This window comes from Antarcticirhabdus aurantiaca, from assembly GCF_009765365.1.
GTDB classification, from domain to species: Bacteria; Pseudomonadota; Alphaproteobacteria; order Rhizobiales; family Rhizobiaceae; genus Antarcticirhabdus; species Antarcticirhabdus aurantiaca.
Genome location: NZ_VTOM01000005.1, coordinates 41,248 through 63,003, shown reverse-complemented (window position 1 = coordinate 63,003; position 21,756 = coordinate 41,248). Strand labels below are relative to the sequence as shown.

At 70.2% G+C, this 21,756-nt stretch carries 20 protein-coding genes; 8 read left to right on the top strand and 12 right to left on the bottom strand.

Annotated elements, in window-relative coordinates; genetic code table 11:
- Positions 1-88: 88 nt before the first annotated feature.
- From FZN60_RS28605 to FZN60_RS07340, 3 genes are all read left to right on the top strand, one after another.
- Positions 89-409, top strand: coding sequence for a hypothetical protein (locus FZN60_RS28605; protein ID WP_199266512.1), 321 nt, complete (start codon positions 89-91; stop codon positions 407-409).
- A gap of 18 nt (positions 410-427) precedes the next feature.
- Complete coding sequence (locus FZN60_RS07345; RefSeq protein ID WP_158872669.1) at positions 428-1,681, top strand: PAN domain-containing protein; 1,254 nt, start codon at positions 428-430, stop codon at positions 1,679-1,681.
- 183 nt (positions 1,682-1,864) lie between these two features.
- On the top strand, positions 1,865-2,014 hold the full coding sequence (locus FZN60_RS07340) for a hypothetical protein (RefSeq protein WP_158872667.1): 150 nt from the start codon (positions 1,865-1,867) through the stop codon (positions 2,012-2,014).
- Positions 2,015-2,157: 143 nt separating this feature from the next.
- On the opposite strand, the gene FZN60_RS07335 is transcribed toward FZN60_RS07340, so the two are convergent.
- A complete protein-coding gene (locus FZN60_RS07335; RefSeq protein ID WP_158872665.1) occupies positions 2,158-3,366 on the bottom strand; it encodes an MFS transporter in 1,209 nt (402 codons plus the stop codon).
- Positions 3,367-3,717: 351 nt separating this feature from the next.
- Here FZN60_RS07335 and FZN60_RS07330 point away from each other — a divergent pair, with 351 nt between their 5' ends.
- Positions 3,718-4,947, top strand: coding sequence for an MFS transporter (locus FZN60_RS07330; protein WP_158872663.1), 1,230 nt, complete (start codon positions 3,718-3,720; stop codon positions 4,945-4,947).
- Between the two features lie 52 nt (positions 4,948-4,999).
- Here FZN60_RS07330 and fabF read toward each other — a convergent pair whose 3' ends face one another.
- From fabF to FZN60_RS07310, 4 genes are all read right to left on the bottom strand, one after another.
- Positions 5,000-6,280: a beta-ketoacyl-ACP synthase II gene (fabF, locus tag FZN60_RS07325; RefSeq protein ID WP_158872661.1), complete on the bottom strand. Its 1,281-nt coding sequence runs from the start codon at positions 6,278-6,280 to the stop codon at positions 5,000-5,002.
- 63 nt (positions 6,281-6,343) lie between these two features.
- Complete coding sequence (locus tag FZN60_RS07320; RefSeq protein WP_246726631.1) at positions 6,344-7,330, bottom strand: fatty acid desaturase; 987 nt, start codon at positions 7,328-7,330, stop codon at positions 6,344-6,346.
- Between the two features lie 254 nt (positions 7,331-7,584).
- Entirely contained in the window at positions 7,585-7,962 is a 378-nt protein-coding gene (locus FZN60_RS07315; protein ID WP_158872657.1) for a hypothetical protein, read from the bottom strand.
- 31 nt (positions 7,963-7,993) lie between these two features.
- Positions 7,994-8,521 (bottom strand): hypothetical protein, encoded by a 528-nt coding sequence (locus tag FZN60_RS07310; protein ID WP_158872655.1) that lies wholly within the window; start codon positions 8,519-8,521, stop codon positions 7,994-7,996.
- 148 nt (positions 8,522-8,669) lie between these two features.
- Between FZN60_RS07310 and FZN60_RS07305 the strand changes: the two genes are divergently transcribed.
- Positions 8,670-9,572 (top strand): ADP-ribosylglycohydrolase family protein, encoded by a 903-nt coding sequence (locus tag FZN60_RS07305; RefSeq protein ID WP_158872653.1) that lies wholly within the window; start codon positions 8,670-8,672, stop codon positions 9,570-9,572.
- Between the two features lie 671 nt (positions 9,573-10,243).
- Here the strand turns inward: FZN60_RS07305 and FZN60_RS07300 are convergent.
- Entirely contained in the window at positions 10,244-10,546 is a 303-nt protein-coding gene (locus FZN60_RS07300) for a hypothetical protein (protein WP_158872651.1), read from the bottom strand.
- Positions 10,547-10,720: 174 nt separating this feature from the next.
- On the opposite strand from FZN60_RS07300, the gene FZN60_RS07295 reads away from it, so the two are divergent.
- The 3 genes from FZN60_RS07295 (at position 10,721) to FZN60_RS07285 (ending at position 13,702) form a co-directional block, all read left to right on the top strand.
- Entirely contained in the window at positions 10,721-10,999 is a 279-nt protein-coding gene (locus FZN60_RS07295) for a hypothetical protein (RefSeq protein WP_158872649.1), read from the top strand.
- Positions 10,996-11,526 (top strand): AAA family ATPase, encoded by a 531-nt coding sequence (locus FZN60_RS07290; RefSeq protein ID WP_158872647.1) that lies wholly within the window; start codon positions 10,996-10,998, stop codon positions 11,524-11,526. The genes FZN60_RS07295 and FZN60_RS07290 overlap by 4 nt, the downstream gene beginning before the upstream one ends.
- A gap of 190 nt (positions 11,527-11,716) precedes the next feature.
- Entirely contained in the window at positions 11,717-13,702 is a 1,986-nt protein-coding gene (locus tag FZN60_RS07285; protein WP_158872645.1) for a hybrid sensor histidine kinase/response regulator, read from the top strand.
- 54 nt (positions 13,703-13,756) lie between these two features.
- Here the strand turns inward: FZN60_RS07285 and FZN60_RS07280 are convergent, their stop codons facing one another.
- The 6 genes from FZN60_RS07280 to FZN60_RS07255 form a co-directional block, all read right to left on the bottom strand.
- Positions 13,757-16,222: a PAS domain-containing hybrid sensor histidine kinase/response regulator family protein gene (locus tag FZN60_RS07280; RefSeq protein ID WP_158872643.1), complete on the bottom strand. Its 2,466-nt coding sequence runs from the start codon at positions 16,220-16,222 to the stop codon at positions 13,757-13,759.
- 185 nt (positions 16,223-16,407) lie between these two features.
- A complete protein-coding gene (locus tag FZN60_RS07275; protein WP_158872641.1) occupies positions 16,408-17,745 on the bottom strand; it encodes an LLM class flavin-dependent oxidoreductase in 1,338 nt (445 codons plus the stop codon).
- A 14-nt stretch (positions 17,746-17,759) separates the two neighbouring features.
- Entirely contained in the window at positions 17,760-18,488 is a 729-nt protein-coding gene (locus FZN60_RS07270) for an ABC transporter ATP-binding protein (RefSeq protein ID WP_158872639.1), read from the bottom strand.
- Positions 18,485-19,345 carry an ABC transporter permease gene (locus FZN60_RS07265; protein ID WP_158872637.1) on the bottom strand — a complete coding sequence of 287 codons (861 nt, stop codon included), beginning with the start codon at positions 19,343-19,345 and terminating at the stop codon, positions 18,485-18,487. Before FZN60_RS07265 ends, FZN60_RS07270 begins: the two co-directional genes overlap by 4 nt.
- Positions 19,346-19,386: 41 nt before the next feature.
- A complete protein-coding gene (locus tag FZN60_RS07260; RefSeq protein WP_158872635.1) occupies positions 19,387-20,376 on the bottom strand; it encodes an ABC transporter substrate-binding protein in 990 nt (329 codons plus the stop codon).
- Positions 20,377-20,579: 203 nt separating this feature from the next.
- Positions 20,580-21,755: an ABC transporter permease gene (locus FZN60_RS07255; protein ID WP_158872633.1), complete on the bottom strand. Its 1,176-nt coding sequence runs from the start codon at positions 21,753-21,755 to the stop codon at positions 20,580-20,582.
- Position 21,756 lies beyond the last annotated feature (1 nt).

The following is a 21,756-nucleotide window of genomic DNA, read 5'->3' as shown; positions in this document are numbered from 1 at the left end:
CCCGAACGGAGAAGGCCTCGCCGAAACGGCGACAGCTATGGAAGCGGCGAGAGCGGCGACAACTCTGCCAGTTGCGACAACGGGGCGGATGGTGGTGATGGTGGTGACGGCGGCGGTGGCGGCGACTGACAGTCCAGCCGTGGCCACCCTGTTGCCGAAACATCTTCAGAAAAACGAGCATGAGAGCACACCCGATATTGCCGGTTCTCGCTTCCATGATCGGCGTACCGGAGCAGCAAACAGGCGCTCGACGATTTTCGCGGCTGCGTCGGCAGCAGTTAGAGCCATACGCGCATCTCTCGAAAGGGCGAGCGGCCTCGGCGGCTGCGCGGAGATTCACCCTACGGCACGCAAGCCTGTTGGCAGGACCAGCGGTTCCGGCAACTATGACCGCCAGGCGGCATCGTAGCCGTCGGGAGTCTCCTTCATGCCTTCGTGGTCACGTCTCCTCATCGCAGCCGCCATGATGCTCGCGAGCCTGCCGGCGCGGGCCGTGACGGTGGATGCGATGCCCATGAGCGACGGCCCACCTGTTCTCGTGGTGCAGGGCGAGTTCGTCTTCGAGGATGACGCGACGCGCCTGGTGGAGAAAGCCCGGGAAACGGGCGCCACGCTCGTCACCTTCCATTCGCCGGGCAGCAACGTCGATGCGGCAAAACGCTTCGGACGCATGATCCGCGCCCTCGGCCTGTCCACGCTACAGATCAGGCAAGCTGATTGCGCCTCCGCCTGCGCTCTGGCTTTTCTCGGCGGCGTGAACCGCTTCGCGCAGACGGGCGCTATCGGCGTTCATCAGTCCTCCCTCGCGCCGACGACCGGCATGAGCACGGCCGAGGCGGTCTCCGCCATTCAGGCCGGCACCGCCGACCTCATGGGTTACATGACGGAGATGGGCGTCGATCCCGGCCTCCTGCAGCTCAGCCTGACCATCGACAGCGGCGATATGCGCTACCTCACCGCTGCCGAGATGCGGCGATACCAGGTGACGACCGGGGAAGACGACGAGGCCGGAGCAAGCGCCTGGGCACCCTCGAGAGCCGCGCCCCTCGCGCCGGCCGCTCCGGACAGCGGGCCGGCGGAACCACCCAGCGCTTCGGCATCGCTCTCGTCGCCCCCGTCTTCGACTATCGACAGCGATCCTGCGCGGCCCGATCGCATGGCGCTCTATCGAGGGCTGGACTTCGTCGGGCGGGACATCGGAATGACCTCGGTCGCAGACGCGCCCGCCTGCGCCATCGCCTGCGTCACCGATGCGAGCTGCAGGGCCTTCACGTTCAACACGATGACGCCCATGCACCGCGGGCCGAACTGCTTCCTGAAGAGCAGCCAGGGGCAGTTGGACGGGAACTCGGCGGCGATCTCCAGCCGGCTTCTCAGCCGCATGGAGCCGGATGCCATCACCTACTCCTTCGGCGCGATCGACCCGAACACCGGCATCTACCGGAACGTGGACATTCCCGGCCACGACCTGTCGCGTCGGCCGCAGCCTGATGCCTTCACCGAGTTCGACTGCCGCCTGGCCTGCGTGAACGAAGCGGCCTGCGCGGCCTTCACCTTCGTGCCGCAAACGAAGCAATGCTGGCTCAAGGCGGCTGTCGGCCGGAGCCGGACGATGGTGGGGGCCGTCACGGGGGCGAAGGAAGAGGCCGTTTTCGCGCCAACGCATGTCGATCTTGAATAGGAGGAAACCTGCATCGGACGGCCGGGGGCTCGTCGTCATGGTTTCCGGACTGTCCCGATCCGCGGGTTGCGCTGCCCGCCGCGCGCCCCAAGTGGCTCTGCGGACAGGGAGAAACATGCGATGCCGGCGCCGAGCCACGACCCACGCGACACCGCCGGCCGATTTGCGCCCTCGAGGCGCATCGTGTTTCTGATCTGCGTGGCAGCGCTGATCATCGCCATGGTTGGCTTGGTCGTCTTCTCCCTGACGCAGGTCGCCGGAACGGCCGGCCAGGGCGGGGCCCCCGGAAGCAGCGCCAACACGACGGCAGGGCCTGCCGCCACCTCGCAGTAGGACGGGCGCTCCGTTCAAGTCCTTGCCGAAAGCTCCCGGACGCTCCCTTGGCAGGGGAGCGCTTTCGAACGGGCACAGGCCGAGTTCGGTGAGGCTTCGACGACGTGCGGGCGTCCTGTCGTGGCTCGGGTTTCGAAGGCCGATCAGGGTTTCGTTCGGCTGACCAGCGTCGGGGCCGATCCGGCCGAGCCGATGCGCCAGAGCAGCGGGACCACGACCAGGGCCACGGCCGGGAAGACCACCCAGTTGACCATGCTCCAGCCCGAGCTGTGCAGAAGAGAGCCCGAGAAGAAGGATGCCGCGGCGACGAGGCCGAAAACGATGAAGTCGTTGGCGCCCTGAGCGACCCCGCGTTCGGCCGGCGAGTGGCAATCGGTGATCATCGCCGTGGCGCCGATGAAGCCGAAGTTCCAGCCGAGGCCGAGAAGGATGAGCGAGCCCCAGAAGGTGTGCAAGCCGAGGCCCGTTAGGGCGAGCACCGCCGAGCCGGCGATCAGAAGCAGCCCGGCGGCGGTGATCGTCTCCTTCCCGAAGCGGGCGATCAACTGACCGGTGAAGAAGCTGGGCCCGAACATGGCGAGCACGTGCCACTGGATGCCCAGGGCCGCGTGATCCACCGAGTGCCCATGGCCGACCATGGCGATGGGCGCCGCCGTCATGACAAAGGTCATCAGGCCGTAGGACACGACCCCGGCCCCGACCGCGAGGATGTAGCGCGGCATTCGGAGGAACGCGCCCAGGGAGCGCCCCTCCCCGCGCGGCCCCGATCGTTCCGCCGCGGGCTGGCGCAGCAGAAGCAGGACCGGAAGAGCGAGAAGGCCGAGCGCCGCCTGGCCGAGGAAGCTCCCGGCGAACGGGGCGCCTTCCACCGCGCCCTTCGTCCAGATGACGATCTGCGGCCCGATCACGGCGGCGAGAAGGCCGCCGACCATGACGAACGAGATCGCCTTGGCTCGCTGCGGTTCCTCGAGCCCGTCGGCCGCCGCGAAGCGGTAGCTTTGAACGAAAGCCGCATAGGCGCCGGACGCGAACGTGCCGAGGCAGAAGGCGGCGAAGGATTCCAGGATGATGCCGGCGGCCGCAAGGCAGCCTCCAGCCACGCCGAGCAGCGCGCCGAGGAGGTAGGCGTTTCGCCGGCCGCCCCGGCGAACGAGCGCGCCGGCCGGAAGCGTGCCGAGCGCCAGCCCGAGATTGAAGAGGCTGACGGGCAAGGTGATCAGGGCCGGGTCCTCGGACAAGCGTTGTCCGACGAGCCCGCCAAGCGAGAAGACGATCGGGGGACCCGCCGCGCCGAGAGCCTGCGCCAGGGTCAGGACGACGATATTGCGGTTCACGCTCCTGCGGGCCGTCATCGATAAACCATCTCCCTCACCGTCCAACGCCTCGGGCGGCGAACGGACATCACGTCATAGGTCAACGGGCCGGAGCTTCCCATGGGGTCGGCGTGCGGATGGGCGTCGATCCGCTGCGCCAAATCGGTAGACACGCCGACGTCCCCGCGACCGGTCCGAGCATCCCGCGCCGACCGTCCTGCCGAGATTGGAAGGGCGCGGACCCAGGCAGTTCCGGAGGACCGGCGCGGTTCGAGCCGGACCGGCTCCGCTTTCCGCGACCCATTGTTCTCGATTCCGAGGCTGGAGGCGGGCGTCGACACGTGGTTTAGCTTCTTCGCACCTGCGAAGAGCCGACGAGATGATCCGTCCATGACCGAAGCCGCCCTCGACCACGCGCCGGCCGACGGTCTCGACGCGCCGACCGAGGCTTCGCGCCCGGCCGCCCTGATCATCCTCGCCCTGGCTCTCGGCAGTTTCGGCATCGGCACGGGCGAGTTCGCGATCATGGGACTTCTGCCCGACATCGCCCTCGGCCTGCGGATCTCCCTGCCCGATGCGGGGCATCTGATCAGCGCCTACGCGCTCGGAGTCGTCGTCGGGGCGCCGCTCATCGCGCTTCTCGGCGCGAAGCTTCCCCGCCGCGCGCTCCTTCTTCTTCTGATGCTGGGTTTCGGCGCCGGCAACCTCGCGAGCGCCGTCGCGCCGGATCCCGTCACGCTCGGTTTTCTGCGCTTCGTCTCCGGCCTGCCGCACGGCGCGTATTTCGGCGTCGCCGCCCTCGTCGCCGCCTCGGTGGCCGCGCCCGGCCAGCGTGCCCAATCGATCGGCCGGGTCATGCTCGGCCTGACGGTCGCGACACTCGTCGGCACGCCGATGGCGACCTGGCTCGGCCAGCAGTTCGGCTGGCGCTCCCTGTTCGTCCTCGTCGGCGGCATCGGCCTCCTCGCGGTGCTCCTCCTCTGGCTGACGCTGCCGCGCGACCGAGTCCGGGAAGGCGCCAGCGCGCGCAAGGAGCTCGGCGCGCTGATGCGCCCGCAGATCTGGCTGACCTTCGCCTTCGCCGCGGTCGGCTTCGGCGGCATGTTCGCGGTGTTCAGCTACATCGCCGCCACGACGACGCAGGTCGCCGGCCTGCCCGAGACCTTCGTTCCCGTGATCCTCGCGATCTTCGGCACGGGCATGATCGCGGGCAACATCCTCGGCGCCTGGGCCGCCGACCGGGCGCTGATGAAGACGCTGGGCGGCATGATGAGCTTCAACATCGCCGTGCTCGCCGCCTTCGCGCTGACCGCGCAGCACCCGGCCCTCCTGTGCCTCGGCGTGTTCCTGATCGGCTTCGGCGTCGCCCTGGCGCCGGCCGTCCAGACCCGGCTGATGGACGTCGCCGGCGAGGCCCAGACCCTGGCGGCGGCCTCGATGCACTCGGCCTTCAACATCGCCAATGCCGCGGGCGCCTGGCTCGGCGGCCTCGCCATCTCGGCCGGCTACGGCTACGCCTCGACGGGATGGGTCGGAGCCGGTCTCGGCCTCCTCGGTCTCGCCATCTTCGCCGTGTCCCACGCCTCGCAGCGGCGCGCCGACGCGGCGCCGGCCGGGTAAACGGCGCGCTCCTGCGGCCGTCCCAAGGGCTCGGCCCAGCGGCCCGATCGCGTCAGGCGCCGGACCAGCGCTTCAGGACGACGGAGGCATTGACGCCGCCGAAGCCGAAGGCGTTGGACAGGGCCACGTCGGCGCCGGAGCGGCGCGCCGTCGGGCCGATCAGGTCGAGCCCTTCGGCCACCTCGTCGGGGTCCTCGAGGTTCAGGTTCGGGGGAAGCGTCCCGTCCCGCAGCGCCAGAAGCGTCACGATCACCTCGAACACGCCGGCCGCGCCGAGAAGATGGCCGCTCGACGACTTGGTCGAGGAGATGGCCGGGCCGGGTGCGCCGGCGAAGACGGCCTTGATGGCGGCGAGCTCGCTGGCATCCCCGATCGGCGTCGAGGTCGCGTGGGCGTTGATGTAGTCGACCGCATCCGGCGGCAGGCGCGCCATGGACAGGGCGAGGCGCATCGCTCGCTGGGCGCCGTTCCCGTCCGCCCGCGCGGCGGTAGGATGGTGCGCATCGGCCGTGGTGCCGTAGCCGCAGATCTCGCCCAGCGGCGTCGCGCCCCGATCGAGCGCGTGCCGCAGGCTCTCGAGCACCAGCATGCCCGCCCCCTCGCTCATGACGAAGCCATCCCGGCTCCGGTCGAACGGGCGCGAGGCCGATCGGGGACTGTCGTTGAAGCCGGTCGAGAGGGCCCGGGCGGCGCCGAAGCTCGCCAGCGTCACGCGGCTGATGCAGGCCTCCGCCCCGCCGCACAGAACGACGTCGGCTTCGCCGCTGCGGATCAGCCGCATCCCGTCCCCGATGGCCTGGACGCTGGCCGCGCAGGCCGTGACCGGCGCGCCCAGCGGCCCCTTGAAGCCGTGGCGGATCGAGATCTGGCCGGCGGCGAGATTGACGAGGAAGGAGGACACGGTGAAGGGCGACAAGCGCCCGGGCCCGCGCGTCTGGACCGTGGTCACGGCGTCCAGCATGGAATGGAAGCCGCCGATGCCGGAGGCGACGATCGTCGCGGTGCGCTCCCGCCCGCCGTCGTCCGGCGTCCAGCCGGCCTGCGCGATGGCCTGGCCGGCGGCGTCGAGCGCGAAGTGGATGAAGCGATCCATCTTCTTGCGGTCCTTGAACGGCACGAGGCCGTCGAGGTCGAAGCCGTGCGCGTCCTCGTCCCGGCCGGGAACGACGCCCGCGATCCGGGACCCGATGCCGACGACGGCGTCATCGTCGAGGCGGCGGATGCCCGACCCGCCGGCGACGAGACGGCTCCAAACGGGCTCGACGCCGACGCCCAGGGGCGAGACGACCCCCATGCCGGTCACGACGATACGCTCTGGGTCTTGCGCGGCCATTCAGTACACCAGCGTGCGGATCGTCGGCGGTTTCCGCCTGCCAAGCCTGTGGGTCAAAATCGGTCAGAACGCCACGAGCTTGCGCGCCGCGGGATCCCACAGGGCCAACCCGATGCATCGGAAGCTGTCGCGAAGGGAGAGCCGGGACAGGTTGCCCAGCATCGGCTCGCCGTCGAGACAGGCCTGCAGGCGATAGTTCGGGATCCGGCAGTTCAGGTGGTGGATGTGATGGAGCCCGATATTGCCGGTGAACCACTGCAGGACCTTCGGCATGACGTAGTAGGAGCTGCCGATGAGCGCGGCGCGCTGCATGCTCCAGTCCTCCGACTCCTCCCAGTGCGTGTCTTCGAACTGATGCTGCACGAAGAAGAGCCAGCCTCCGACCCAGGATGCGACAAAGGCGGTCGGCAGGATCGCGAGGGCGACGACCGAGGCGCCGAAGGCGGCGATCAGCCCGCCATAGACGAGAAGAAGGGCAAGGTTCAGCCCCATGATGCTCCGCCAGGCGTCCCTGAACGGGAGCGACTGCCCGAAGGGCGAGCGCTGGAACAGGATGAAGTACACCGGCGGCCCGACCACGTGGAGCAGCAGCGGATTGCGGTAGAGGCGATAGCGGCGCCGAGCGGCCGGCGTCATCCGGCGGTACTCGTCGATGGTCACCGTGTCGACGTCGCCGATCCCGCGCCGCCCGAGGTCGCCGGCGGTCGTGTGGTGAACCGCGTGCGATCGGCTCCAGTAGCCGAAGGGCGTGAGTGTGAAGAGGCTGAGGAAGCGTCCGACGGACCGGTTGAGGCGCCGGGACGTGAAGAAGGAATTGTGGCCGCAGTCGTGCTGCACCCCGAACAAGCGGACGAGAAGCCCGCCCGCGGGAAGAAACAGCGCCAGGAGGGCGTAGTTGCCGGTCGCCGCCCCGAAGAGCATGAGCCCCGCCGCGGCGAGGAAGAGGGCCAGGGTCGTGCCGAACTGGAACCAGGCGGCCCGGTCGTCCGGATCGCGAAAGCGCAGGCAATGGCGTGACAAGCGGCGGATCGTGACCTCGTCGAGATCCACGGCGGGACGTTCGAAGCTGCGGCTCGCCGCGGCCTTATGTACTGACAAATGAGCTATCCGGATTTGGAGCCGCAGGGATGCGCACTCCTGGAGCCGCCATCACTGGCATGCAAATCGAATGTGCTCAATCGATGACGGCCGGATTGCTGCGGGCGTCGGCTCGCTCGGGCATCCATTCGGTCATTCTCCCGTCCGGCCGAGACGGGGTGCGCCGCGCCGGGGAACACGGCGGAGCCTGCGTGGACGCCAGCCGATCATCCGGCCGCAGGGTCGCTGTTCCACGCGGCGAAGGTGAGGCCGCCGAATCGGCGGTGGTCCGCCCCGACGGCGAAGGCCTGCTCGATCAGGCGGTGGACGTCGCCGATCGCGATCTCGCCGGCGTAGGAACCGCCGCCCTCCGGCCGTGGAATGTCGACCAGGACGATCCTCAGATGCCGTGCATCGTCCACGTCGTCGGGGATGCCCGACAAGAAGCAGAACTGGATCGTCCGGTCCTCGTCGTCGATCAGGCCGAGGTAGTTGCCCTGCACCCCGGACAGATCGGACCAGATCCGCTGCGCCTCGCCGAGGTCGACCGGCCGGGCAGCCGTGGAATCCAGCCCGCGGCCGCAATCGTCCCAGAACGCTCTCATCCGCCGAACCGTCTCGCGGCTGATCGCGGCGTCATCCGTCCTCCCGCACCGGCGTCTCCGGCCTCACGAGAATCTCTCCATAGTCCTCCTCGTCGCCGTGGGAGAGGTTGAAGAGCAGGCCCTCGGCGGTCTCCTCGTAGTCGCAGTAGTCGCCGCCGGCCCCATATCCGCCGCCGCCCGGCAGGATTTCGAGCAGGGATTCGCTTCGGTAGTGATGGAGCTGGCTGACCGTATGGCTGCTGATCTCGACGTCGAGGCAGAGCCCGCCAGCGTGCTCGAACGGGCGGACCATCATCGTGACCTCTCCGTCCAGCGTGCCGTCGGCCGATCGGCCGGCCTCGCTCAGGGCGACGGCGCTTCGGTAGGGCGTGGTGAAGGTCTGCTTGACGGTTGTTCGCCGGTTCTTCACGCCGACCCAGCTCGCGGCCGTCACGAGTGCCTTGCCGGCATAGATCGAGGCGCGGATCCGATACGCGTCCTCCGCGTCTTGGGCGGGGCTCGGGGACGCGAAGGCCAGGACCAGGGCGAGGACGGAAAGCGCGCGGCCGGGAATACTCATGGTTCTCGTCCTCGTCGCGAAACGGCGCCGAGATCGGTTCGGCCCGGTTCGAAGCATGTCGCGATCGCCGCGCGAAGCGCTCGCGTCGTCGCCACATTGATATGTCGATAAGGCACCTGGGCAAGAGCGGAGCGGCGGACGAGCGGTGATGAACGAGGATGTTGCCGATCGGGCACGGGGGGCCCTGCTGGGGCTGGCAGTCGGCGACGCGCTCGGCACGACGCTGGAGTTCTCGGCGAGGGACAGCCTGTCCCGCCAGACGGACATCACCGGCGGCGGCCCCTTCCACCTCCGGCCCGGCCAGTGGACCGACGACACCGCCATGGCGCTGGCGCTCGCCGATAGCCTTCTGGCCTGTAGCGGCCTCGACCCGCGCGACCTCATGACCCGCTTCGTGTCCTGGTGGCGGGAGGGACGCTATTCCTGCACCGGCACCTGCTTCGACATCGGCGCGGCGACGGCAGGAGCGCTCGCGCGCTTCGAGGCGACGGGCGAGCCCTTCGCCGGCTCGACGGACCCGCAGGAAGCCGGCAACGGCAGCCTGATGCGGCTCGCCCCGATCGTGCTCGTCGCGCTCGACGACCCGGACCGTCTCGATCGCCTCGCGGCCGAGCAGAGCCGCACGACGCACGGCGCGCCCCAGGCGGTGGAGGCCTGCGTGCTCTTCGCCCGGATCCTGCGAAGCGCCATCCTCGGCGAGCCCGATCCGCTGCGTGCCCGCGCCTGGGCGGGCGATCCCGCCATCGCCGCGATCGCCGCGGGTGGATGGAGACCCAAGGAGCGCGAGGCGATCCGCTCCTCCGGCTACGTCGTCCACACGCTGGAGGCCGCCCTATGGGCAACGGCGCGCACGCGAAGCTTCGCGGAGGCGGTGATCCTCGCCGTCAACCTCGGCGAGGACGCCGACACGGTCGGCGCCGTCACCGGCCAGATCGCCGGCGCCGTCTACGGCGCCTCGGCGATCCCGGAGCGCTGGCTGCAGATCCTCGCATGGCGCGACGAGATCGAGGCTGCGGCCGGGGCCCTGCTCGGTCCGCGCCCGCCCTCGTGACGACCGCGTCGCCTGCTCGGCCGGCGTCGAAGCCGGCTTCGTTCGTGCGCGAATCCAGGCGCGAGCGCCTTTTGTCCGGCAGCGTCGTCAGGACGGTGAAGGGGACAAAACCGGCCACGGCGCGCCTCGGCATCAGGGCGACGACGGCAAACACGTCTCCGCTGGCCTGCGAGCGCCATCCATAGGACCAGCTCTCCTGGCGAAAATCCGAACGCAGCGGGATCGGCGTCCAGCCGTCGGGCTCGAGCACGCTCGCATAATGGCGTCGCACGGCGTCGGGGCTGGTCGTCGCGTCCAGCATGCGCCACAGCGGCCGGATCTTGCGCCCGCCCTGTTGCGCCTTCAGCTGATCGAGGACATCGATCCAGGCCCGCGTGTTGACGATGGAGATCGTGTCGCCGAAGGGCTCCCTTTCGTAGTCCGCCACGCCGGGAGCATCGCTCGGCATCTCCGGCGGCTTGGAGGACGTGCAGGCGGAAAGAGCGATGCCGACCAGAAGAGCCGCGACCGACGCCCATCCGATCCGCCGCCCGCCTGAGGTTCGCGAACGCCGCATCACGCCGATGTCGATCGCGAAAGCCTGGAGCCGGAGCGACCGCGTGACGCGAGCCGCCCCCGCTCCGATACTCCATGGATGCCCGCCGCCACGGAAGGCCAGATCCCGATGCCGGCTACGAGCCCGTGCGCGGAGCCGGAGCGGCGACCCGGCTCTCGTCGGCTTCGTCGTATTCCGGCGAAGCGCCGCCGTTCGGAAGCTTGCTCTGCTCGCGATTGACCTTCTCGGTCTCGGTTTCGCCGGACGGATCGTGCTCGGTCGCAACCTTTGATCCGTCGTCGCGATACTCGGTACCGTCCTTCGTGGTCTTGCTGATCTCGGACATTCCGTCTTTCTCCGTGTCGATGCGAGAGGAAGGCCGCTCGGCCGCACTGGTTCCGCACGGCCAGATCCGGGCCCGTCCGTCCGCCTCCACCATCGGAGCGACGCTTCCGATCCGCGACCACCGGCCCGGCGCCGCGGCCTGATCGTCGGCGCGCTCGCATCGGCCGACGACAGCCTTGAGGTGCACGCCGTCCTCTCCAGATGAGCCTGCCTGATGCCGCCCGCGCTCCGCCGCGGAGCACGGGACGAAAAGCATGGGGACGATGGGATGGGCATTCTGAGTCGGCTCTTCGGCAAGCAGGCGCCGGCGACCTCCGTGGAGGACGCCGCGAACGACCCCATCCTCGTCAACGCCTACGCGACGGTGCGCGAGCTGCCGTCCCTCGACTTCCCGCACGCCTTCAACGGCGGCCGCGACCTGTCCGACCCCGAGCTGCTCGCGCACCTTCAGGGCTTCACCGGCTACGTCATGGGGCGGGGCGACGGGCAAACTTGCGAGAACAGCCGTGAACGCGGACCATACCCGCCGTGCCGAGAGGTGCCATGAACGTCCGACACGTCGTTCTGTCCGGTTGCTCGGGCGGCGGAAAGTCGACCCTGCTCGCCGAGCTGGACCGCAGGGGGTTCGCCACCGTTTGCGAACCCGGTCGCCGGATCGTGGAAGAGGAACTGCGCGGCGACGGTGCCGCGCTCCCCTGGATCGACCTTACCGCCTTCGCCGCCCGAGCGATCGAGGTCGCGGCCGACGACCGGCGGCGCATGGCCGACCAGGCCGGCTGGGTCTTCTTCGATCGCGGCCTGGTGGACGCCGCGGTGGCGCTCCAGCACGCGACGGGGCAACCGGCCCGGGAGGTGCTGGCGCCTTGGGAGCCCTACCATCGGAGCGCCTTCCTGACGCCCCCTTGGCCCGACATCTACGTGACCGACGATGAGCGGCGGCACGACATGGCCGAGGCGGCAGCCGAGTACGAGCGTCTCCTGATCGCCTATCGCGCGCTCGGCTACGACGCGATCATCCTGCCGAAGGTCGGGGTCGCCGACCGAGCGGACTTCATCCTCCGCCAGCTCGGCTGACGCCCCGGTCCGAGCACCCGCCGCGCCATGAAGGCCGCCCGGAAGCGCCGGCCGGTCCGCGTCTGCGCCGAGATGCCCGGGCACGACGTCGCGGGACAATCTCCGCTCTTCGGCCGGTGCCGCGCCGCCCTATCTCCGGTCGTGCCCGCGCCTCCCTCGAGGCGGGATCGAATCTCGAAGGTGATCGGCCATGACAGTTCCCCGCTTCCTTGCCGGCACGGGCGAGATGGCCGAGCGCCTGCGCGGCTTCGACTGGTCGGAGGCGGCGATCGGGCCGCCGGCCGCCTGGCCCCGCTCCCTCCAGACCCTGGTCGAGCTGATGCTCGCCTCGCGCCAGCCGATGTTCATGGCCTGGGGCGGCGACGGCACGATGCTCTACAACGACGCCTATATCCAGCTCCTCCAGAGCAAGCACCCCGCCGCCTTCGGCCGGCCGTTCCGCGCCGTGTGGAGCGAGATCTGGGACGAGATCGAGCCGCTCGTCGAGCGCGTGCATGCCGGCGGGTCCGTCCACTTCGACGACATCACCCTCTTCGTCGAGCGCAACGGCCAGCGGACGGAGGCGCATTTCGCCTTTTCCTACACCCCCGTGCGGGACGACGACGGCGCGGTCGCCGGGCTCTTCGCCGCCTGCAACGAGACCACCGCCCAGATCATGGCCGAGCGCGCAGCCAGCGCCGCGCTGCAGGCGGCGGAGGAGGCGAACATCGCCAAGAGCCAGTTCCTGGCCAATATGAGCCACGAGCTGAGGACACCCTTGTCGGCGATCATCGGCTATGCCGAGATGCTGATCGAGGAGGCCGAGGAGGGCGCCGCGGCGAGCGACCTCGGCGCCGACATCCGCAAGATCGAGAGCAATGCGCGCCATCTCCTCGGGCTCATCAACGACGTCCTCGACCTGTCCAAGGTCGAGAGCGGCAAGATGGACGTCTATGCCGAGACCTTCGACGTCGCCGAGGTGGTCGCCGACGTCGCGGCGACGGCCCGGCGCCTCGCCGAGAAGAAGAACAACCGGCTGACGGCCGACGTCGCCGGCGACGCGGGCGCGATGCACACCGACGTCACGCGGCTGCGCCAGATCCTCCTCAACCTCCTCAGCAACGCGGCGAAGTTCACGCAGGACGGCACCATCACGCTCGCCGTGCGCCGCGAGGGCGAGAGCCTCGTCTTCGTCGTCACCGACACCGGCATCGGCATGACGCCCGAGCAGCTGGAGCGCCTGTTCCAGCGCTTCAGCCAGGCCGACGCCTCGACGACGCGCAAGTTCGGCGGCACCGGGCTCGGCCTCTCGCTCGCCAAGGTCTTCAGCGCCATGCTCGGCGGAACGATCGCGGTGGAAAGCCGGCCGGGGGTCGGCAGCACCTTCACCCTCACCCTTCCCGCCGCCCTGCCCGACCCGACCGTCGACGCCGCCGCCGAGCCGGTCGAGGCGCAGACGCCGATGGTGGCCGACGGCGAGCCCGGCGCGAGCGTCCTCGTGATCGACGACGACACCGCGCAGCGCGAGCTGATGACGCGCTTCCTGGCGCGCGAGGGCTTCTCGGCCCTCACCGCGGCCGACGGCCCGACGGGCCTCGCCATCGCCAAGGAGATGCGTCCGCGCGCGATCCTCCTCGACGTCGTGATGCCGGGCATGGACGGCTGGACGGTGCTCGGACGCCTCAAGGCCGATCCGGAGCTCGCGAACATCCCGGTGGTCATGGTGACCTTCGTCAGCGAGCGGGGGCTCGCCTCCTCGCTCGGGGCGGCGGGCTACGTCACCAAGCCGGTGAAATGGGAAGCGTTCCGCGAGGTCATGGACCGCTTCCGCGAGGAAAGCGGCGACGTCCTCGTGGTGGACGACGACGTCGACGCCCGCGCCCGCATCCGCCAGGCGCTCGAGCGCGACGGCTGGACCGTGGCGGAGGCCGGCAACGGCCGCGAGGCGCTGGAGCGCGTCGACGCCTCGACGCCGCGCGTCATCCTCCTCGACCTCACCATGCCGGTCATGGACGGCTTCGCCTTTCTCAACGCGCTGCGCGCCCGGCCGAACGGCGCCGAGATCCCCGTGATCGTCCTTTCGGCCCGGGATCTGTCGGCCGAGGAGCGCCGCAGCCTGCGTTCCGCGGCCCAGGTCATGACGAAGGGCGAGGTCAGCCTCAAGGACGTCGCCGCGGGCGTGCGGGCGCTGACCTGAGAACGCCGTCCGGGTGCGAAACGGGACTGGGCATCGCTCGCGGCCCGTCCCGGCTCAGCCGGCGAGAAGCTTCCGGATCTCGGCGTCCAGCTGGTCCTGCGTGTAGGGCTTGGCGAGGCGGGGCAGGCCGAGCCGCCCGCCGGAGGGAAGCTCGGCATAGCCGGTGGCGATGAGGATCGGCATGCCGGGATACAGGGCGAGCGCCGCCTCGGCCAATTCCGCACCGTTCATGCGGGGCATGGCGAAGTCGGTGATCATCAGGTCGAAGGGGCCGTCGCTGCGCAGGATCTCGAGAGCCTGCGGGCCGGAATTGGCCTCGACGACCTCGTGGCCGAGATCCTCCAGCATGTCGAGCGTGCTCATCGCGATCAGCATGTCGTCGTCGACCGCCAGGATGCGCGCCCGGATCGGCGCCTGCGGCCCCTCCGCTTTCGGCGCGCAAGCCGCGGTCTCGCTGGCCGCGACGCCGTTGCCGGCCGAGGGAAGCCAGAGCTCGGCGCGCGTGCCCCGGCCCGGCTCGCTCGTCAGCCGCAGCGCCCCCTGGAGCTGCACGGCGAGGCCGTGGACCATGGACAGGCCGAGCCCGGTGCCCTTGCCGACGCCCTTGGTGGAGAAAAAGGGCTCCGTCGCCTTCTTCAGCGTGTCCGCATCCATGCCCTGGCCCGTGTCGGACACGGTGAGCCGCACGTAGTCGCCGGGCACCAGATCGCCGTCGGCGGGAGCGGGCTCGACCTCGATCACCAGCTCGCCGCCGTTCGGCATGGCGTCGCGGGCGTTGACGGCGAGGTTGAGGACCGCGAGCTCCAGCTGGTTCGCGTCCACCATCGCGATCGGCGCCGCGGGGGGCAGGTCGAGCCGCAGCTCGATGCTCCCGCCGAGCGATTGTTCGAGAAGCTCCCGCATGCCGCCGAGAAGCTCGGACAGGTTCCGCGGCTCGACTACGAGCTCCTGGCGCCGCGCGAAGGCGAGGAGGCGCTGGGTCAGCGCCGCGCCGCGCTGCGCACCCTTCAGGGCGCCGTCGATGAGGCGCGCCGCGCGCGGGTCGTCGCCCAGATGCTTGCGCAGGAGGTCGAGGTTGCCGAGGACGGCCATCAGGAGGTTGTTGAAGTCGTGCGCGACCCCGCCCGTCAGCTGCCCGATCGCCTCCATCTTCTGGCTCTGGCGAAGCGCCACCTGCGCCTCGACGAGCTGCGCCTCGCGGCGCAGCCGGTCGGTCACGTCGGTGACGAACTGATAGGTGCCGATCAGCCTGCCGGCATCGTCGTGGAGCGGGCGGAAGGTGAGCTCGTAGAAGGGCCGGGCCCGGTTCGGATCGCCGAAATCCTCGATAAAGGTCACCTGTTCGCCGGCAAGACCCCGTGCCCAGCCGGCCCGGACCTCCGCCTGCCGCTCCGGCTGGTCGGCGAGAAGCTCCAGCATGTTGTCGCCCGCCTTGGGGCGAACGCCGAAGATGCGCTCGAACTCGTCCGTGTTGGCGAGGTTGAGGGCGAGGATGTTGTAGTCGAGATCGATCGCCATCACCATGACGTCGGTGTTCTCGACCAGGGTCGCGAGCATGTTGCGCTCGGCCGTGCGCTCGGCCACGCGCTGTTCGAGGGTCGCGTTGAGCTCGCGCAGGCTGTCCTCGGCCACCTTGCGGTCGTGAATGTCGACCGAGGCCCCGAACCAGCGCAGGATCTCGCCCGTCCGCCGGTCGCGATAAGGCTCCGCGCGATCGAGAAACCAGCGGTATTCGCCCGTGGCCGAGCGGATGCGATGCTCGAAGACGTGCGGTCCGGCCCCGTCGCGCGCGGCCTGAAAGGACGCGACGACATGCGGCGCGTCGTCGGGATGGATGAAGGCGGCGGCGATCTCGCCGGGGGACATCGGACGGAAGGTCGCACCGGTGTAGTGGGAGAACTGCCGGCTGAGAAACTCCATGTGTCCGCTCGGGTCGGCGATCCAGATGATCTGCGGGACGGTGTCGACCATCAGGCGGAACTCGGCCTCGCTCTCGATGAGCGCGGCTTCGGCCGCCTCGCGCCGCCGCTCGGCCGCGATCCGGTCGGTCGTTTCCGCCAGGACGCACAGCACGCCCGCGGGCTGGCCGCTCTCGTCGAGGACCGGCGAATAGTCGAGGTTCATCCAGACCTGTTCCGGCCTGCCGTGGCGATAAAGCGTCAGCTCCTGGTCCTGGTAATGCAGGGTGCCCCCGGCGAGCCCGACCCGCATGACGTTGTCGTTGAAGTCGGCGACCTCCGGCCAGCCCTCCCGGACCTTGGAGCCCAGAAGCTCGGGATGGCGCCCGCCGGCGAAGCGGGAATAGGGGTCGTTGTAGAGCATGACGCCGTCCTCGCCCCACAGCATCACCATCGGCACGGGCGAGCGAAGCAGGAGCGAGACGGCCGTGCGCAGGCTCGTCGGCCACGCATCGAGAGCGCCGAGGCTGGTGAGACCCCAGTCGCGGGACGCGATCAGCGCCCCGCACGCGCCGCCGCCCGCAAGGCTGTTTCGGAAGGCTTCGGCTTGGCTCAGGGGCACGGTCGATCCTCTCGCTCGGCGAGAGTCGCCCGCGTGTCGTCCCCGCTGGTTTAGGTTGATTGCGCCGCCGCGTCACGATGGCAAGCGCTCGGGAGGCGGCGGCAATCGTCGCGGCCCGATGAACGCGCCCGCCGCTCGTCCGGCTTTCGACGACGAGGCGGCATCCTTACTGGCTTGCTCGCCGATCAGGCGGAGCGGGCCAGGGTGGGCTGCTGCGAAACCTCGCCGAGGCCGAAATGCGAGCGAAGGGTCGTGCCCTCGTAGTCGTGGCGGAACAGGCCGCGTCGGCGCAGGATCGGCACGACCTCCTCGGCGAAGAGCCGGAACTGGCCGTGCATGACCGGCGGCATGACGTTGAAGCCGTCGGCCGCGCCGTTCCGGAACCAGTCCTCGACGACGTCGGCGACCGCTTCCGGCGTGCCGGCGATCGTGAAATGCCCCCTCGCCCCGGCGAGCTTGCGCAGGAGCTGGCGCAGCGACAACCCGTCGCGGAGCGCGACCTCGGCATAGCCCATCGCGCGGCTCTTGGACGCTTCCACCTTTTCCGGGTCGGGAAAGTCGCCCGCCGTCAGCGGGCGGTCGAGCGGCACGCCGGAAAAGTCGTGGCCGCCGAAGCGCGCGGACAGGCGCGACAGGCCGATCTCGGTGCTGGTCAGGGCGTCGAGCTCCTCCCAGACGCGCTCGGCCTCGGCCGTCGTCGAGCCGATCGCGGCGCTGATGCCGGGCAACACGACGATGTCTTCCCGCCGGCGCCCGAAGGCCGCCGCCCGCCCCTTCACGTCGCCGTAGAACGAGCGCGCCGACTCCTTCGTCATGTGCGCCGTGAAGATCGCCTCCGCCCAGCGCGCGGCGAAGGCGCGGCCCGTATCGGACTGTCCCGCCTGCACGTAGACGGGGCGCCCCTGCGGGCTCCCCGAAACGTTCAGGGGTCCGCGGGTGCGGATGCGCTCGCCCGCGTAGTTCGCCGGCACGACGCGCGCGGGATCAAGGTAGCGCCCGCTCTCCGGGTCGTCGATCACGGCATCGGCCGGGAAGCTGCGCCAGAGCGCGTCCACCGCCTCGACGAACTCCTCGGCGATCGCGTAGCGGTCGGCATGGGCGACGTCCTCCGCCAGCCCATAGTTCGCGCCGGCCTGGGGCAGCCAGGAGGTGACGATGTTCCATCCCGCGCGCCCGCCCGACAGGTGGTCGAGCGAGGCGAACTGGCGGGCCAGCGTGTAGGGAAGCGAGTAGGTCGTCGAGGCCGTGCCGATGAGGCCGATCCGACGGGTGCGGGCGGCGAGCGCCGACAGGAGCGTCAGCGGCTCCAGGGCAACGTTCGCGACGAGCCCGCCATTGTTCGGGGCGACCAGCGCGTCGGCGAGGAACACGGCGTCGAACTTCGCGGCTTCCGCGATCTCAGCGGCCTCGACGTAGAGTTCGAGGTCGGTCAGCCGGCGCCGCGCGGCTTCCGGGTGGCGCCAGGCGGCCTCGTGGTGGCCGCGGGGCATGAGGAAGAGATTGAGGTGGAGGTTGCGGGCCATGATGGGTCTGTCCTTCAAACCGTGCCGGCGACGACGCCGAGGCTGGCGAGCAGGCGGCCCCGGAGGGCGATGAAGTCGGGATGGTGGGCCTGTCGCGGATGGGCGATGCGCACCGCGTGGTCCTCGGCGATCCGCCCGTCCTTCAGGACGAGGATGCGGTCGGCGAGGAGGAGCGCCTCGTCGACGTCGTGGGTGACGAGAACGACCGTCGGCCGCCGTCGCCGCACGAGGTCGTGGAGCAGCGCCTGCATCTTGAGGCGCGTCAGGGCGTCGAGCGCGCCGAAGGGCTCGTCGGCCAGCAGAAGCGCCGGCTCGCGCAGGAGCGAGCGGGCGAGCGCGGCCCGCTGCTTCTGCCCGCCCGACAGGGTGTCCGGCCAGACCTCGGCCTTGTCGCCGAGGCCGACCGCCTCCAGGAGCGCCAGAGCGGCAGCCCGCCCGTCCGGCCGCCGGAGGCCGAGGACGAGGTTGTCGAGGACGCTGAGCCAGGGCAGCAGGCGCGCGTCCTGGAAGAGGACGGACACGCTCTCCGGCGTCTCATAGGTGCCGGAGGACTCGGCCTCGTCGTCGAGGTCGGCGAGCGCGCGCAGGAGCGTCGTCTTGCCGGAGCCGGATTCGCCGAGAAGGGCGACGAACTGCCCGCTCGGGATCTGGAGCGAGACGCGGTCGAGGACGGCCTTGCCGGCAAAGCCGCGCGACAGATCGGTCAAAACGACGGCGGGCGGGGGCGGCGCGTGGTAGGTCATGCGCCGAGCCCCCGGCGATAGGACAGGACGCGCCGCTCGACGGCGCGCACGGCCGCGTCCGAGGCGAGGCCTAGCACGGCGTAGATCAGGATGCCGACGACGATGATGTCGGTCTGGCCCCAGTCGCGGGCGCGGTTCATCAGGTAGCCGATGCCGGTCTGCGTGTTGACGAGCTCGAGCACGACGAGCGCCGTCCAGCAGAGGGCGACCGCGAGGCGCAGGGCGACGAAGAAGCCCGGCAGGGCGCCGGGCAGCGCCACCTTGGCGATGAACTCGCCGCGCGTCAGCCCGAGGGTGCGCGCGAGCTCCACGTGGCGGATGTCGATGCCGCGCAGCGCCGCGTGCGTGTTGACGTAGATCGGCACGAGAACGGCGGTGAAGATGAGAAAGACCTTCATCGCCTCGCCGATGCCGAGCCAGATGATGGCGAGCGGGATCAGGGCGAGCGTCGGGACCGCCCGCTTGATCTGGACGAGGCCGTCGATCAGCGCCTCGCCGCTGCGCGTGAGGCCGGAGGCGAGAGCGAGGAGGACGCCCACCACGACCCCGAGGACGAGGCCCGAATAGGCGCGGCCGGCGGAGGCGAGGAGATGCGGCAGGAGGCTGCCGTCGGCGATCATCTCCGCACCCGTCGCGAGCGCCGTGGAGGGCGCCGCCAGCGTATAGGGCGACAGGATGCCGAGGCGGGAGGCTCCTTCCCAGGCGACGAGGAGGAGCACGGGGCCGAGAAGGCGCAGGCCCGGCGGGAGCCTAGCCGGGGTCAGCCGGCGGGCGGCCTTGCGCGAGCGCGCCGAGGCCGGCCGGAGCGCCTCGGCCGCGGCGCGGCGATCGAGGGTTCGAACCGCGAGATCGGTCATGGGACCTCCTGCTGCGGGAAAGGGCGCAGGGCCGCGCGCGATCAGCGCTCGGCCGCGATGACGGGATCGAAGGTGTCGACGAAGGAACCGGCTGCGTCGAAGCGCTCCGGCAGCGAGCCGGCCTGGTAGAGGATGTCGATCAGCCGCTGGTGGTGGGGCACGGCCTCGGCCGAGGTCTGGAAGACGAGCGGCGCCTGCGCAGCCAGGATGGCGGCGGTGTCCTCCGGCGCGATGCGCTGGAAGCCGGTGTAGTAGTGCTCGCCCCAGGCTTCGCGATTGGCGTTGTACCACGCCCCGGCATGGACGAAGGCGGCGAGGAAGGCCTTGATCGCCTCCACCTTGGCCGGATCGGCGAGCACGGCGGGGCGGGCATAGATGTAGCTGGTGCTCGGCAGGAGACGGCGCTCCTCGGGGTCGAGCACCGGGCTCGCGCCGACCTGGCGCACGAGGCGCGTGACGTGCGGCTCCTGGAGGACCGCGACGTCGACGGCGCCGGTGCGGATCGCGTCGGGCAGGTCGGCGACGCGAAGGTTCACCCTCTCGACGTCGTCGAGGATGAGGCCGGCGCGGTTCAGCGCCTCGATCAGGAAGACCTGCCGGCCGGAGCCCTCGACATAGCTGACGCGCTTGTTCCTGAGGTCGGCGAGACGCTCGATCTTCAAGCCGGGGCGGCTGGTCAGGCGGTATTCGGCGCGCTCGCGCGTGAAGGTCGCGACGATGGGGAGCAGCGTGCCCGAGGCGCGCGCCTGGATCGGCGGGGTGTCGCCGACATAGGCGATGTCCAGCGCGCCCGCGCGCATGGCCTCCAGGATGGCGGGACCGCCCGCGAAGTTCGGGAACTCGACCTCGAGGCCGGCGCGCTCGCCTTCTCCGCTCGCCTCGAAGAGGTTGCGCAGGAGCTCGCTCTGATCGGCGACGATGAGCGGCGAGGCCGCGAAGGCGCGCCGGGCGGCGATGCCGGGCGCGGTCGCGGCGAGTCCGAGCGCCATGGCCGAGACCAGGACGGCGCGCCTGTCGATGTTTCTGGCCATGGTGGCGGACGCCCCTTCAGCGATCGATTGTCATTCTCTCTATAGAAATTATGGATCGAGCGTGCCGGGAAGGAATGCCGTTTCAAAATACGAAGGCTGACTGGTCAATTTTTCGCCGCCTGCGCCGATCGGGGCTGAACGACACGCCTGGACCGCCGCAGGCCGTCCAGCAGCCGGCGAGCCCTGCCGTGCGAGGCAGAAGCTCAGGCGCCGAAGATCACGCGGCGGAAGCGGGCGAGAGCGACGACGAAGTAGATGCCGCCGAGGCCCATCAGGGCGAGCAGTTGCGGCCACACGATGGGAAGGCCCGCGCCGCGGTACAGCACGGCCTGGGCGAAGGCGACGAAGTGCGGCGTCGGGCTGACCGTCTGCACGACATATTGCAGCCAGACGGGCATGCTCTCCATCGGCGTGCTGCTGCCCGAGAGCAGCTGCATGAGCACCAGAACCGGGATCACCAGAAGGCCGAACTGGCCCATGGAGGTCGCGATGGTGCCGAGAAGGATGCCGAGCGCGGCGACCGCGAGGGCGTAGAGGCCCGCACCGGCCAGGAACAGGGTGATGGAGCCGGCGATCGGAACCCCGAGCCAGCCTTCCACGACGAAGACCAGCGAGAGCCCGGCCGCGACGAGGATCACGAGGCCGCTGGCGATCACCTTGGCGAGCATGATCTCCACCGGCACCAGCGGCATCACGAGGAGGTGCTCCACCGTGCCCTGCTCGCGCTCGCGGATCAGCGCGGCGCCGGACAGGATCACCGTGAGAAGCGTGATGTTGTTGATCACCTGCATCACGGAGGTGAACCAGCTCGTCTGGAGGTTCGGGTTGAACTTGGCGCGCATCACCAGCCGCACCGGCTCGGAGACCGCGAGGTCCCGGCGCGCGGCGAAGTCGGCGACCTCCCGGGCGATGATGGTCTGGATGTAGACCGACCCGTTGCCGGCCTGGGTCATGGCCGTGGCGTCGACATCGAGCGCGATGGCCGCCGGACGCCCGGACAGGACGTCCTCCTGCAGGCGCGGCGGCATGTCGACCACGAAGACGAGCCGCCCCTCGTCCATCGCCGGGTCGACCTCGGCCGGCGTGACGGGCACGACCTCCTTGAACAGCGGCGGGTTGAAGGCGCTCACGATCTGCCGCGAGAGTTCGGACCGGTCCTCGTCGACGACGCCGATCGTCAGGTCCCGCGCTTCGGTCGAGACTCCGGAGGCGACGGTGTAGACGGCCAGCGAGAAGGCGTAGACGACGAGGAACAGCATGATCGGGTCGGCCCGGATGCTGCGCAGCTCCTTGGCGACGAGGCGCACGACGTTGGCCGCGTGGGTGAGCGGGCCGAGCCGCGCGCGAGGGGTCGGACGGGCGTTTGCGGCTTCGGCCACC